The organism is Mesorhizobium ciceri biovar biserrulae WSM1271 (assembly GCF_000185905.1).
In the GTDB taxonomy this organism is placed as follows: domain Bacteria; phylum Pseudomonadota; class Alphaproteobacteria; order Rhizobiales; family Rhizobiaceae; genus Mesorhizobium; species Mesorhizobium ciceri.
In genome coordinates, this window is the sequence record NC_014923.1 from 1,280,947 (window position 1) to 1,293,956 (window position 13,010).

12 protein-coding genes are annotated in these 13,010 nt (G+C 64.1%); 8 read left to right on the forward strand and 4 right to left on the reverse strand.

Going from position 1 to position 13,010, the window contains the following annotated elements:
* Window positions 1-231 precede the first annotated feature (231 nt).
* From rnk to MESCI_RS06095, 3 genes are all read left to right on the forward strand, one after another.
* Entirely contained in the window at window positions 232-654 is a 423-nt protein-coding gene (gene rnk / locus MESCI_RS06085) for a nucleoside diphosphate kinase regulator (RefSeq protein WP_013529080.1), read from the forward strand.
* Window positions 655-656: 2 nt separating this feature from the next.
* The gene (locus tag MESCI_RS06090) at window positions 657-1,211 is read left to right on the forward strand and encodes a GreA/GreB family elongation factor (RefSeq protein WP_013529081.1); all 555 of its coding nucleotides are present in this window, start codon (window positions 657-659) and stop codon (window positions 1,209-1,211) included.
* 119 nt (window positions 1,212-1,330) lie between these two features.
* A complete protein-coding gene (locus MESCI_RS06095) occupies window positions 1,331-2,587 on the forward strand; it encodes a D-amino acid dehydrogenase (protein WP_013529082.1) in 1,257 nt (418 codons plus the stop codon).
* 4 nt (window positions 2,588-2,591) lie between these two features.
* Here MESCI_RS06095 and MESCI_RS06100 read toward each other — a convergent pair whose 3' ends face one another.
* From MESCI_RS06100 to MESCI_RS06110, 3 genes are all read right to left on the reverse strand, one after another.
* On the reverse strand, window positions 2,592-4,748 hold the full coding sequence (locus tag MESCI_RS06100) for a phospholipase D-like domain-containing protein (protein ID WP_013529083.1): 2,157 nt from the start codon (window positions 4,746-4,748) through the stop codon (window positions 2,592-2,594).
* Window positions 4,745-5,188 carry a phospholipase A2 family protein gene (locus MESCI_RS06105; RefSeq protein WP_013529084.1) on the reverse strand — a complete coding sequence of 148 codons (444 nt, stop codon included), beginning with the start codon at window positions 5,186-5,188 and terminating at the stop codon, window positions 4,745-4,747. Before MESCI_RS06105 ends, MESCI_RS06100 begins: the two co-directional genes overlap by 4 nt.
* 216 nt (window positions 5,189-5,404) lie before the next feature.
* Window positions 5,405-6,286 carry a LysR family transcriptional regulator gene (locus MESCI_RS06110; protein WP_013529085.1) on the reverse strand — a complete coding sequence of 294 codons (882 nt, stop codon included), beginning with the start codon at window positions 6,284-6,286 and terminating at the stop codon, window positions 5,405-5,407.
* 217 nt (window positions 6,287-6,503) lie between these two features.
* Between MESCI_RS06110 and MESCI_RS06115 the strand changes: the two genes are divergently transcribed.
* Window positions 6,504-8,000, forward strand: coding sequence for a CoA-acylating methylmalonate-semialdehyde dehydrogenase (locus MESCI_RS06115; protein ID WP_013529086.1), 1,497 nt, complete (start codon window positions 6,504-6,506; stop codon window positions 7,998-8,000).
* 315 nt (window positions 8,001-8,315) lie between these two features.
* Entirely contained in the window at window positions 8,316-8,615 is a 300-nt protein-coding gene (locus MESCI_RS06120) for a hypothetical protein (protein ID WP_013529087.1), read from the forward strand.
* Between the two features lie 52 nt (window positions 8,616-8,667).
* Here MESCI_RS06120 and MESCI_RS06125 read toward each other — a convergent pair whose 3' ends face one another.
* Complete coding sequence (locus tag MESCI_RS06125; RefSeq protein WP_164919859.1) at window positions 8,668-9,360, reverse strand: GntR family transcriptional regulator; 693 nt, start codon at window positions 9,358-9,360, stop codon at window positions 8,668-8,670.
* A gap of 69 nt (window positions 9,361-9,429) precedes the next feature.
* Between MESCI_RS06125 and MESCI_RS06130 the strand changes: the two genes are divergently transcribed.
* From MESCI_RS06130 to MESCI_RS06140, 3 genes are all read left to right on the forward strand, one after another.
* Window positions 9,430-10,323 carry a dihydrodipicolinate synthase family protein gene (locus MESCI_RS06130; RefSeq protein WP_013529089.1) on the forward strand — a complete coding sequence of 298 codons (894 nt, stop codon included), beginning with the start codon at window positions 9,430-9,432 and terminating at the stop codon, window positions 10,321-10,323.
* Between the two features lie 61 nt (window positions 10,324-10,384).
* On the forward strand, window positions 10,385-11,704 hold the full coding sequence (locus MESCI_RS06135) for an NAD(P)/FAD-dependent oxidoreductase (RefSeq protein WP_165447100.1): 1,320 nt from the start codon (window positions 10,385-10,387) through the stop codon (window positions 11,702-11,704).
* Window positions 11,705-11,736: 32 nt separating this feature from the next.
* Entirely contained in the window at window positions 11,737-12,738 is a 1,002-nt protein-coding gene (locus MESCI_RS06140) for a 4-hydroxyproline epimerase (protein WP_013529091.1), read from the forward strand.
* The last annotated feature ends 272 nt before the right edge of the window (window positions 12,739-13,010 follow it).

A 13,010-nucleotide genomic window follows, 5' to 3' on the forward strand; every position in this document is an offset into this window, starting at 1 on the left:
TCCATGCATGAGCAACCCAGCTTATATCAGAACCTTGTTCAGGGTCTGCCCGATCGCGGGATCGTAGCCCCGGCGCGGTCGCCTTTTGGCGTCCGTCCGAACCGGGGCATTTCTACCTGACATTATCATTCCCGAGCCAGACAGCTTCGCGGCTGCCGGTTTTTCATCAAGCCACCGTTTGCGCGGCGGCAGGCGCGCGTCTGTTCGATGCGCCAAGTCATGAGGTTTGCCATGCAACATGCAACAGGATTGCGTCCACCGAGTCGGCTTCTGGTCACCGATGCCGACCATCTCAGGCTGACGGGCCTGGCGCGGGCGTCGCTCGACCGCGTGCCCGAGACGGCCGAAGAATTGCTTTCGGAGATGGACCGTGCCGTTGTCACGGCAGCGGCTTCCATGCCGGCCAATGTCGTGCGGATGGGCTCGGCGGTGACAATCCGCAACGATGGCGGCAACATCCAGCGCGTCACGCTGGTCTATCCCGGCGAAGCAGACATCAGTGAAAACAGGATCTCGGTGCTGACGCCGATGGGGACGGCGCTCATCGGCGCGACCGCTGGGCAGACGGTGTGCTGGAGCAGCCGTGGCGGCCGGGAACTGTCGGCGACCATCGAAGTGGTCGATACGCCGGCCTGCGGGCGGGAGGGGGCCTGATCATGGAGACGGTGATGACAGGCGCGAATTTCCAGCTGACGACAAAGGACTTCGCCGTCCTCGAAATCATGTTGGAGCGTCGGCGGGCTTTCGCGGATCCGATTGTTCCAATGCTTGAAGACAAGCTTTCCAAGGCCGAGGTCGTCGCGATCGATTCGGTCGGATCCGATATCGTGACGCTGAACAGCAGGCTGGTATTCCGTGTCGATGCCGGCCCCGCCCAGACCCGGACCCTGGTGCAGAACGAGGTGCGCGGCCCGGTCGGCTCCAGCCTGTCGATCATGACAAGGCGGGGGCTTTGCATGCTCGGCATGGCCGAGGGCCAGACTGCATGGATCGAACAGGCCGACGGCAGGCGGGAGTCGGTCCTGATCGCGACCGTGCTCTACCAGCCGGAGGCCGCGCGGCGTGCCGTCAGGGAGAAATCCCAGGCCGAGGCGCGACGGCCGCATGGGCTCACCCTCGTCTACAGCGCCGCAGCCGATTGGCGGCCCCTTGGCGAAAGGGCCGGAATGCGGCAGACAGGGGATGACGACCCCGGTCCTGCGGCGGCGTGAACAGGCAACACTGCATGATCTCGAAAATCGGCATCGATTTTCGCCGGGGATCATGCGCAAATCGGAATGCGCCGCGTCCAGGCGTCCTCAAGGGCGTGCGACGCGGCAAGGAGTAAACGATGAAGATCATGGTGCTGGGCGGCGGCGTCATCGGAGTGACCACGGCGTACTTTCTCGCCGAGGCCGGCCACGAGGTGACGGTTCTCGACCGCCAGAAAGGCCCGGCGCTGGAAACCAGCTTCGCCAATGCCGGCGAAATTTCGCCCGGCTACGCCTCGCCCTGGGCCGGGCCCGGCATTCCGCTGAAGGCGATCAAATGGCTGCTGATGAAGCATGGCCCGCTGGTGGTGCGGCCGGCCTTCGATCCGCATATGTGGACATGGCTCATCAAGATGCTGCGCAACTGCACGGCCGAGCGCTATGCGATCAACAAGGCGCGCATGGTGCCGCTGGCCGAATACAGCCGCGATACGCTCAAGGCGCTGCGCGAAGCGACCGGCATCGCCTATGACGAGCGGACCCAGGGCACGCTGCAGCTGTTCCGGACGCAAAAGCAGCTTGACGGCACCGGCGGCGATGTCGAGGTGCTGAAGAAGTATGGCGTGCCTTACGAGATCCTCGACCAGGACGGTTGCATCGCGGCTGAGCCTGGCCTTGCCGGGGTGCGCGAAAAGTTCGTCGGCGGCCTCAGGCTGCCGCACGACGAGACCGGCGACTGCAAGATGTTCACCGACAGGCTGGCCGAGCTTTGCGTGGCGCGCGGCGTCAAGTTCGAGTACGACGTGACGATCTGGCGCGTCATCCGCAGCCGCAACCGCATTGCCAATCTCAGCACCAGCAAGGGCTGGAAGACCGCCGACGCCTATGTGATGGCGCTGGGCAGTTATTCGGCGGGTTTCATGCGCCGGGTGAAGCGGCCGATCCCGGTTTATCCGGTCAAGGGCTATTCGATCACCGTGCCGATCAAGGACGCCGCCGCGGCACCGGTGTCGACGGTGATGGACGAGACCTACAAGGTGGCGATCACCCGGCTTGGCGACCGCATCCGGGTTGGCGGCACGGCCGAGATTTCCGGTTTCGACCTCAGGCTGCACGAATCGCGGCGGCGCACGCTGGAACACTCGGTCGGCGATCTCTTTCCTGGCGCCGGCGCGATGCGGGACGCGACGTTCTGGTGCGGGCTGCGGCCGATGACGCCGGATGGCCCGCCGCTGATCGGCCGCACCGAGCTTTCCAATCTCTATCTCAACACCGGCCACGGCACGCTCGGCTGGACCATGGCTTGCGGCTCGGGCAAGGTGCTGGCCGACATCATCTCCAACCGGGTGCCTGACATCGACGTCCGCGACCTCGCGCAGGAGCGCTATCTGCGCTAGAGAGTCAGAACGCCTGCCGGACCCAGTCCTCGTCGAAAAGCAGCCGATACGCCCACGGGATCGTCACATTGGTGGCGACCGGATTGGAGTGGGCGACATAGTCGTCATAGATCGGCTTCATCCTGGTGTAGAAGGCCGGATCGAGCACCATCATGCCGTTCTCACTGTCGTGGAAGAAGCTGCGGTTGTTGAGATTGACCGACGAGATGGCGACCAGCCTTTCGTCGATCATCATGATCTTGGAATGCAGCACCACGTCAGGCGCCTTGAACTCGCGGATGTTGATGCGGTCGCCATATTTCTCGACGAACAGCTTGTTGAGCGCGGTGAGGAACTTGCCGCCGATATCGCCCTTGAGATCGATGCGGCCGACAATGTCGATCCTGACGCCGCGCGCGAGCGCCCGGTCAACAGCCTGGGCAAGCTTGGGCGTCAGGTTGAGGTAGGGATTAACGATCTGGATATGGTGCTGGGCGGCGTCGACCAACTCGACGAAATAATCCTCCAGCGCATGGCCATCCTCGTAAGGCACCGAAATGAAGTGTCGTGCCGTGCCTGAAGGACGGGCGCCGTCGGACCGGACCGGAATGGAGAAGGGGCGCGCCAGATTGGTGTCGGCGTCGCGCAGCCACACTGTCGAAAGATGCGCGGCAAGGGTCTCGACCGTGGCCGGATCGGCGAACTCGATGTCGAAGTCGCTCCAGTTCGAATAGTAGTTCAGCGACAACCCGTCGGTCTTGCCGTATTGCTCAAGGTCTGGATAGCGCGACAGATCGATCGGCTGGTGGAACAGGAAGCCGTCATGGATGTTGCGGCCGCCGATGATGGCGCGCGACCGCCGTGGATCGTCGGCAAGCGTCGCCAGCATCTTGACGTGATGGACCTTGTGCAATTGTGAAATCTGCTCGTCGATCGGCGCGCCCCGGTCCGCCCGCCAGCGATATTCCTGCAGCCCGACATTGGGGAATTCGGCCGCCAGCCGATGCAGCATGGCGTCGTCCTTGTCGCGCTCCAGCACGTCGGTGACCAGGATGCGCACCTTGGTGCCGAGGGCTGCATGATGACGGATCAGCCGTTCGATGATGCGGCCGGAGAAGTCGGCCTTGAACTCCAGGGATGATAGATAGATCAGCTTCAGTTTTGGGGCCCTGGAGAAGTCGAGCGGCAGCTCCGGGTCGCCCTTGTCGATGGCGCTGTCGGACAGCGGCGCTCCCATCAGCGCCTCGACCTTGGCGTTGAAGCCATCGCGCGATTTGCGCAGCAGGCGCGGCTTTCCGATCGGCAAGGCACAGGTCTGCGACAGCCAGCGGCTGGCATAGAAGGCGCGGCTGAGAGGATCGAGGCCGGTGGGGTCGGGCGTCGGGCAACGCTCGTAGCGACTGTCGAAAGCGGCAAGCGCCGGATCGGCGGTCTCTTCGCGCCGGATGGTGAGCGGCGCGCCGGCCGGAGCAAGGCTGGAGCGGATTCTTGTCGCGCAGCGGTTCAGGCCGTCACTTGGAAACAGGCTGACCGTATCGTCCTCGCCGGACAGGCGAAAGCGAAATGCCGTGCCGGTGGCGATGGTGCGTGAAGCGCCGCCGGCACGGATCGCCAGCGTGCCGTCGCATGTGCCCTCGATGTCGGCCGGTTGCTTGCCGGCCTGGCGCAGCACGATCTCGACGCCGCGCGCTTGCAGGCCGGAGAAATCGAAGGTCTTGGGCGCCGAAGGCCGCGCCGCTGCATCGATGTAGAGCGTCTGTCGCGACACCCGCCAGCGTCCGTCAAAATGACCCTCGCCGCTGTTGGCGTCGGCCGGCGGCAGATGCGTTTCGGCGACCGGCCCGGCCAGTTTTTGCAGCGTCCGGTAGGTCGCCTGGAAATTGCTGTTGCGGATTTCATAGCGGTCGTGGCCGAAAAGGCCGGTGCCGTTGGCTCGGTCCATGGCGCCAAGCTGATGGCGGGCGAGCAGCGCCAGGAAGCGTTTTTCGTAGTCGCTGGTGCCGGCGTCGCCGAAAAACTGCGCGGCGGCGATCCGCGGCCCAGCTGTCTCGGCGGAGAGCGCGGGTCGCGCGCAAGCGCTCTGGCCTTGCAGGAGATCGCAGGCATTGCGGCCAGCGCCGGCACAGCCGGCAAGGACAGCCAGCCCGAACAGAACGACGGCGATGAATGCGCGACCCTTCACCCGGCCGCTCCGGTCTTCAGAGCGCTCAATTGCGCCGGATCGCGCGGCGGCATGAAGCCCTGGGGGAAGACCTTGCAGACGGGAATGGCGAAGGTGGCGATCAGCAGTTCGGCCTCGCCGCGCATCTTGCGCGGCGTTGCGTTGTCGTCACGGATCGCTTTCGCCGAGGCGACCAGGGCGCCGTCGCAGTCGCAATGGTTGTGGCGGGCGATGTAGCAGGCATCATGCGTCTGGCAGGCCGCGTCGAGGCGGTCGGCCGGTCGGGCCGACAGATCGCCGGTGCGGGTGCCGGGGCCGCAATAATTGCCGAAGACGAAAGGCGAAGGCCGCGCCATGGCGTAGCGGATCGGTTTGGGCAGTTCGGCCTCCGGAACCTTCGTCCACGGATTGGCGCAAGCGGAAACGAAAAGCAGCGGCAGGATGGCAAGAACGGCTCGCATGTCTATCCGCGCCAGCTTTCTGAAAGGTTTCCCACCCGGCGACCTGCCCGTGGCCGGCGACCGCACGCCTGATGCCACACTGGCCGGTTTTGTGGCAAGGAAAAGGCGGCACGGCCAAAGCGTATCGCGTTTGATCGGATTCATGCGATGCGCTTTAGCGTCTTAGTTTATGCATGTCGTTCGCCCAAAACCGAGATCAGTTTTGGGCGACATGCCTCAGACGAACAGGTTCCGCTCCCGCTCCACCATCTTGGTGATGAAGCTGGCGACGATCTGGACGCGGCGCAGCGGCCTGACCGATTCGTGATAGACCAGCCAGTAGGCGCGGCGGATGGGTGCCACGACATCGACCGGGACGAGTTCCGGCATCGAGCGGGCGACGAAGGTGTGCAGGATGCCGATGCCGGCGCCCGAGCGCACTGCTTCGGCCTGGCCGAGCGCCGAGGAGATGGCGAAACTGGTGCGCCAGTCCGCGCTGAATTCGGCCGCGTAGTCGAGCGAAGGGCTGACAATGAGATCCGGCACATAGCCGATAAGGGTGTGCTGGCCGAGTTCGGCCGCTGTTTTGGGCAGACCATTGGCATCGACATAAGCGCGCGAGGCAAACAGGCCGAGCGAATAGTCGACCAGCTTTCCCGCCACCAGCCGGCCTTCGGTCGGCCGCTCGACAGTGATGGCGATGTCCGCCTCGCGGCGCGACAGGGAGAAGGAGCGCGGCACCGGCACCAGCTGGATCGTCAACTCGCGGTGCAGGGCGGTCAGCGCGCCAAGGCGCTTGGCCAGGAAGGCAACGCCAAAACCGTCCGGGGCGCCGATGCGCACCGTGCCGGAAACATCGTCGCCTTCGCCTGATATGGTCGAGCGCGCGGCGATCATGTCGCCCTCCATGCGCTCGGCAATGTCGAGGAAGCGCTCGCCGGCGGGAGTCAGCTCGCTGCCGGTGGTCAGCCGGCGAAACAGCTTTGTCCGCAGCGCATCCTCGAGTGCGGCGATGCGGCGTGAGACGGTGGCGTGGTTGAGCTCCAGCCGTTTGGCGGCGCCAAGGATCTGGCCGGCACGCGCCACGGCAAGGAAGATGCGGACGTCATCCCAGTTCATGGGGATGGTCCAGATGACAATCGCTGACGCCGCGTCCTGTGGTGGGAACTCAATCTCTCAATCCCTGCTGCTATCAGACGGGTCTCCGCATTTGCGAGAATTGATGCTCGTCCGTCAACCGCTATCTACTTTCCGCACAACGGTTGCGTTCTCCGTCGCGTTGCCATCCGCCGGCCAAAGGCGGACAATGCAGCATCACAAACAAGGGAGAGAAATCATGATCGACTATGGTCATTTCATCGGCGGCAAGCATGTCGCCGGGACCAGCGGCCGCAAGCAGGATGTCATGCAGCCGATGGATGGCTCCGTGCGCGGCACGGTGGCGCTGGCATCACAGGCGGAACTGCGCGCTGCGGTGGAGAACGCCAAGGCTGCGCAGCCGAAATGGGCCGCAACCAACCCGCAGCGTCGCGTGCGCGTGCTGATGAAGTTTCTCGAACTGGTCGCCCGCGACTATGACGAACTGGCCGACATCTTGGCGCGCGAGCACGGCAAGACGATCGCCGACGCCAAGGGCGACATCCAGCGCGGCCTCGAAGTGGTCGAAGTCTGCATCGGCGCGCCGCACATGATGAAGGGTGAATTCACCGACGGCGCCGGCCCCGGCATCGACGTCTATTCGATGCGCCAGCCGCTCGGCGTCGTCGCCGGCATCACGCCGTTCAACTTCCCGGCAATGATCCCGCTGTGGAAGATCGCGCCGGCCATCGCCTGCGGCAACGCCTTCATCCTGAAGCCGTCGGAGCGCGATCCGGGCGTGCCGATGCGTATCGCCGAACTGTTCCTCGAAGCTGGCCTGCCGGCGGGCATCCTCAATGTCGTCAACGGCGACAAGGACGTGGTCGACGCCATCCTCGACGATCCCGACATCAAGGCCATCGGCTTTGTCGGCTCGACGCCGATCGCCCACTACATCTATTCGCGCGGCACGGCCGCCGGCAAGCGCGTGCAGTGCTTCGGCGGCGCCAAGAACCACATGATCATCATGCCCGATGCCGACATGGACCAGACGGTCGACGCGCTGATCGGCGCCGGCTACGGCTCGGCCGGCGAACGCTGCATGGCGATCTCGGTTGCCGTCCCGGTCGGCAACGACACCGCCAACCGGCTGATGGAAAAGCTGATCCCGCGCGTCGAAAGCCTGAAGGTCGGTCCTTCGACCGACTCTTCCGCCGATTTCGGCCCGCTGGTGACGCGCCAAGCCCTGGAGCGGGTCAAGGGCTATGTCGACACCGGCGTCAAGGAAGGCGCCAAGCTGGTGGTCGACGGCCGCGGCTTCTCCATGCAGGGCTATGAAGACGGCTACTATATGGGCGGCTGCCTGTTCGACAACGTCACCGCGGACATGCGCATCTACAAGGAAGAGATCTTTGGGCCGGTGCTGTCGGTTGTGCGCGCGCCGACCTATGAGAGCGCGATCAAGCTCGCCAACGACCATGAGATGGGCAATGGCGTCGCCATCTTCACCCGTGACGGCGATGCCGCGCGCGACTTCGCAAGCCGTGTCCAGGTCGGCATGGTCGGCATCAATGTGCCGATCCCGGTGCCGATCGCCTACTACACCTTCGGCGGTTGGAAGGCCTCTTCCTTCGGCGACCTCAACCAGCACGGCCCGGACGCGTTCCGTTTCTACACCAAGACCAAGACGGTGACCTCGCGCTGGCCGTCCGGGATCAAGGACGGTGCCGAATTCGTCATCCCGACGATGAACTGACCGGACGATTTCCTGGTTGCGCGTCCTCGCCTTCGGCTGCGGTCGCGCGGGCAGGCATCAAGGACGGTGCCGAATTCGTCATCCCGACGATGAACTGACCGGACAACAGATTGATTTTGAATTTGAGGCCCGGGCGCTCGCGCCCGGGCCTTTTTGCAGTCCGGCGACGACCCTATCTGCGTGAACGCTAATGTGATGGAACCAAGTGGGCATCTGCCGTCTTGGTTTGCAGTCCTGCCGCAAGGAGGTACGGCAGATCAAGCAACGGCGCTGGCGACAGCTTCGGGGACATCGTCTGGCGCAAGGAGGTGTCAGATGACCCGTCTTGTGGCAACGCTATTTTTCGCGGCGGTTTCCGCGTTTGCCGCCGTCCCGGCGATGGCGGAGCAATGCGCAGCCCGTGCGGATATGATCAAAGCGCTCGGGGAAAAATTCCACGAAAGCGAGGCTGCGCGCGGCCTGGTCAACCCGAGCGTCATTCTTGAGATATTCGTCTCCGACCAGGGCACCTGGACGATCCTTGCCACCGACACGCATGGTCAGAGCTGCGTCGTCACGGCGGGCGAAGGCTGGGACGGTTCGTTGATGGCGGCGGCTGCCTTGCCAGGGACGTGATCCGAGCTTCGAGGAAGCACCGGCGACGAAAGCGCATCGGATTAAAAGACGCTCAGCGCGTCGCAGCCGTTTCGGCGTGGCCGCGCAGCAGCGCCATCAGGCGTTTGGCATCCTTGGCCGCGGCCTCCTCGTCGCCGGCAAGGATCGAGCGGATCAGCGCGACATGGTGCTCGGCGGATTCGGCAAGACCGGTCTCGGCCTTGTAGCGGAACCAGAAGCGGCGGCTGTGGGTCTGCAAAGGAGCGGCCAAACGGGCGGCGAAGGGATTGTCGGCAGCGAGCGCCAACGCTTCGTCAAGTGCCTTGTCGGCCTGAATGAAGGCAAGCACGTTGCCCGAGATCACCGCTTTCTGCATGGCAAGCGCTGCTTCGTGAAACAGGTCGGCGGCCTCGCGGGTGACGAAGCGGGCGGCCGAGCGGGCCAGCACCACCTCGACGCCGCGACGCGCGTCGAGCACGCGCAGCCAGTCGCCGGGATGCAGCGGGGCGATGGCGATGCCTGCGCGCGGCCTGATGTCGAGCAGCCCTTCCCAGGCCAGCCGCTGGATCGCCTCGCGCACCGGTGTCCTGCCAAGCCCGAGCCTGTCGATCAGGGCGCCCTCGGTGACGAAGCTTGCCGGGGCCAGTTCGAGCGTGACGATCATGTGCTCGAGCACATGGTAGGCCCTGGTCGCGGCCGGCTCCGCCGAGGTGCTTGCTGGCGTGGATATCAAATGCGCTCTCCTGATATATCTTGAATATATCATAACGGATTCCGCATTGACAGCGGGTTTGTTAATAGATATACCAGTGATATATCAGATGGAGAGATGATCATGTGGACCGGAGTTTTTCCTGCCGTCACGACCAAATTCACCGCGGATGATCGCCTCGATCATGCCGAGATGGAGCGCTGCTTCAACCTGCAGATGGAAGCTGGCTGCGACGGCATCATCGTTTGCGGATCGCTCGGCGAGGGGCCGATGCTGTCGCCCGATGAGAAGATCGAGGTGCTGAAGACCGCACAAAAGGTCGCCGGCAAGAAGCCGGTGCTGCTGACGGTCAACGAGGCCGGCACACGCGAAGCCGCCAGCATCGCCAAGCGCGCGAGCCGGGAAGGCGCCAACGGCCTGATGGTCGTGCCGAGCCCGATCTACCACACCAATGCGGAAGAGACGGTCGCGGCGCTGCGCGCGGTCGCGCAGGCTGGCGACCTGCCGGTCATGATCTACTCCAACCGGCTTGCCTACCGCGTCGACGTCAGCGTCGACCAGATGGAGGAGCTGGCGTCGGACGAGCGCTTTGTCGCGATCAAGGAATCCTCCGACGACATCCGTCGTTCGACCGAGATCATCAATCGCCTGGGCACTCGCTACGACCTGTTCACCGGCGTCGACAATCTGGCCTTCGAGGCGCTGTCGGTCGGCGCCATCGGTTGGGTGGCCGGACTGGTCACCGCGTTCCCGCGCGAGACGGTCGCCATCTACCAGCTGATGAAGCAGGGTCGCCGCGAAGAGGCGCTCGGCATCTACCGCTGGTTCCGGCCGCTGCTCGATCTCGACGTCTCGACCCATCTGGTCCAAAACATCAAGCTGGCCGAAGTGTTCGCGATCAACACAAATGACCGCGTTCGTATGCCGCGACAGCCGCTGTCTGGCGATCGCCGCAAGTCCGTCGAGAAGATCGTCAAGGATGCGCTCGCGGTGCGGCCGACACTGCCGCAGTTCTGAGGCTTCTTCTTCTTGTTCGCAGGGAGAAGATGGTGGCAGCCAGATAAGGGGCAGCGCCCACGTGCAAGGAAATTCCAGGTCGACAGAAGCGGGGCGCAGCCCCTCATCCGCCCTTCGGGCGCCTTCGCCCCGTGAACGGGGAGAAGGGTTGGACATAGCCGTCGTCGGTGGCGGCATCATCGGTATCTGTGCCGCTGCTTCTCTCGCTGAGGCGGGACGCAGGGTCACCGTCTTCGATCGCACAGGCATTTGCGAGGAGACGAGCTCGGGCAATGCCGCCGCCTTCGCCTTCTCCGACGTGCTGCCGCTGGCGCACAAGGGCATGATGCGGCAGCTGCCGAAATGGCTGGCCGATCCGCTCGGCCCGCTCAGCATCCCGCCCGCCTACCTGCCGACGCTTCTGCCCTGGCTGATCCGCTTCTGGCGCGCCGGTGCTGCGGGGAAATACGAGGCGAGCCTTGCCGCTCAAGCAGGCATGATGAAGCTTGCCGAGGCGGAGTGGATGGGCTTGCTCGATCGCTCCGGCACGCGGTCGATGCTGCGCGAGGATGGCTCGCTCGAGCTTTACGAAAGCGAAGCCGAATTTCAGGCCGGGCTGCCCGGCTGGGCGGCGCGTAAGCGTTTCGGCATCGGTTTCCGCCACGTCGAGGGCGAGGAACTGGCCGCCTTGCAGCCGGGCCTGTCGCCGCGCTTCATCAAAGGCACGTTCGTGCCGGGATGGAAGACGGTCGCCGACCCGAAACTGCTGGGCAAAGCGGTGTGGACCTATGCGCAGGCCAAGGGCGCTCGCTTTGAGCTGGTCCGGATCAGCCAAGTCGCGGCGGATCAGGATGGAGCGACGCTGACGTTGGCAGACGGCACGACCAGACAGGCCCGGCACCTCGTCGTCGCCGCCGGCGCCTGGTCGCATCTGCTGGCCAAGCAACTCGGCGATCGCATTCCGCTGGAGACCGAGCGCGGCTACAACACCACCTTGCCCACGAGTGCCTTCGACGTGAAGCGGATGCTGATCTTCTCCGGCCATGGTTTCGTCGTCACGCCGCTCGAAACGGGCCTGCGCGTCGGCGGCGCCGTCGAACTCGGCGGCATCGAGCGGCCGCCCAATTATGCCAGGTCGAAGGCGCTGCTGCAGAAGGCACAGAAATTCCTGCCGGGGCTCGATCCCTCGGGTGGGCGCGAATGGATGGGGTTCCGCCCCTCGCTGCCGGATTCAGTGCCCGTCATCGGCGGCGCGCCGGGAAAGCGGTCGGTGGTCTATGCCTTCGGCCATGGCCATCTCGGCCTGACCCAGGCGGCGGCCACCGGACGGTTGATCAGGGATCTTGTCCTGGGGCAGACTCCGCCGATCGATCTGGCCCCCTTCAGTCCGCAACGATTTTGATTTTTTCGGGTTTTTGATTTTCGAGGAGCGTCATGGCCAAGAAATCCTTCTTCTGCATAGACGGCCACACCTGCGGCAATCCTGTGCGGCTGGTCGCCGGCGGCGGCCCGCTGTTGCAGGGCGCGACGATGATGGAGCGGCGTGCGCATTTTCTGGCCGAATATGACTGGATCCGCACCGGGTTGATGTTCGAGCCGCGCGGCCACGACGTGATGTCCGGTTCGATTCTCTATCCGCCGACGCGCGAGGATTGCGACATCGCCATCCTGTTCATCGAAACCTCCGGCTGCCTGCCGATGTGCGGCCATGGCACGATCGGTACGGTGACGATGGCCATCGAGCACGGACTGATCAAACCAAAGACGCCGGGCGTGCTCAGGCTCGACACGCCGGCCGGGCTGGTCGTCGCCGAATACAAGCAGGTCGGCGACTATGTCGAGGAGGTGCGCATCACCAATGTGCCATCCTTCCTCCATGCCGAGGGGCTGACGGTCGAATGCCCTGGGCTCGGTGAAATCACCGTCGACGTCGCCTATGGCGGCAACTTCTACGCCATCGTCGAACCGCAGGAGAACTATCGCGACATGGCCGATCATTCGGCGGGCGACTTCATCGCCTGGAGCCCGGTGGTGCGGCAGCGGCTCAACGAGAAATATTCCTTCGTGCATCCGGAAAATCCTGGCATCAACCGGCTGTCGCACATGCTGTGGACCGGTGCGCCGACGGTGGATGGGGCGGATGCCCGCAATGCCGTGTTCTACGGCGACAAGGCGATCGACCGCTCGCCCTGCGGCACCGGCACCTCGGCGCGCATGGCGCAGCTTCATGCCAAGGGCAAACTCAAGGCCGGAGACAGCTTCGTGCATGAATCGATCATCGGTTCGCTGTTCAAGGGCAAGGTCGAAAAGGATGTCAGCGTGGCCGGCAAGCCGGCCATCATTCCCTCGATCGGCGGCTGGGCGCGCATGACCGGACTGAACACCATCTTCATCGACGACCGCGACCCGTTCGCGCACGGGTTTGTTGTCAAGTGATGGGAATCCTGACCTTGCGGAAAGCAACGACCTGAAAAATGGATCGTGCCAAAAACGCAAGGATTCCTTTCATCACCTAATTTTGACGGCGATTTCTTCGAAACGGGGCGCATGATGCGGTCGAATCGTCAAAGACATTGCGTTATGCCAATGGTAGGGTCCGCGATAGTCCAGGGGTCGGATGATGGAAAACGGGCAATCGGGCGGCGTGCTTCGAAAACACGCATGACGATTGAAAAATGACGTTGCAATCCGGGCTCGAAACTTTACGA

Excerpts from the sequence above, each read along its gene's own strand:
- MESCI_RS06120 (WP_013529087.1), top strand. The coding sequence starts at position 8,316 with ATGACCCGTCTTGTGGCAACGCTATTTTTCGCGGCGGTTTCCGCGTTT.
- MESCI_RS06140 (WP_013529091.1), top strand. The coding sequence starts at position 11,737 with ATGGCCAAGAAATCCTTCTTCTGCATAGACGGCCACACCTGCGGCAAT.
- rnk (WP_013529080.1), top strand. The coding sequence starts at position 232 with ATGCAACATGCAACAGGATTGCGTCCACCGAGTCGGCTTCTGGTCACC.
- MESCI_RS06115 (WP_013529086.1), top strand. The coding sequence starts at position 6,504 with ATGATCGACTATGGTCATTTCATCGGCGGCAAGCATGTCGCCGGGACC.
- MESCI_RS06130 (WP_013529089.1), top strand. The coding sequence starts at position 9,430 with ATGTGGACCGGAGTTTTTCCTGCCGTCACGACCAAATTCACCGCGGAT.
- MESCI_RS06090 (WP_013529081.1), top strand. The coding sequence starts at position 657 with ATGGAGACGGTGATGACAGGCGCGAATTTCCAGCTGACGACAAAGGAC.
- MESCI_RS06105 (WP_013529084.1), bottom strand. The coding sequence starts at position 5,188 with ATGCGAGCCGTTCTTGCCATCCTGCCGCTGCTTTTCGTTTCCGCTTGC.
- MESCI_RS06110 (WP_013529085.1), bottom strand. The coding sequence starts at position 6,286 with ATGAACTGGGATGACGTCCGCATCTTCCTTGCCGTGGCGCGTGCCGGC.
- MESCI_RS06125 (WP_164919859.1), bottom strand. The coding sequence starts at position 9,360 with ATGATATATTCAAGATATATCAGGAGAGCGCATTTGATATCCACGCCA.
- MESCI_RS06095 (WP_013529082.1), top strand. The coding sequence starts at position 1,331 with ATGAAGATCATGGTGCTGGGCGGCGGCGTCATCGGAGTGACCACGGCG.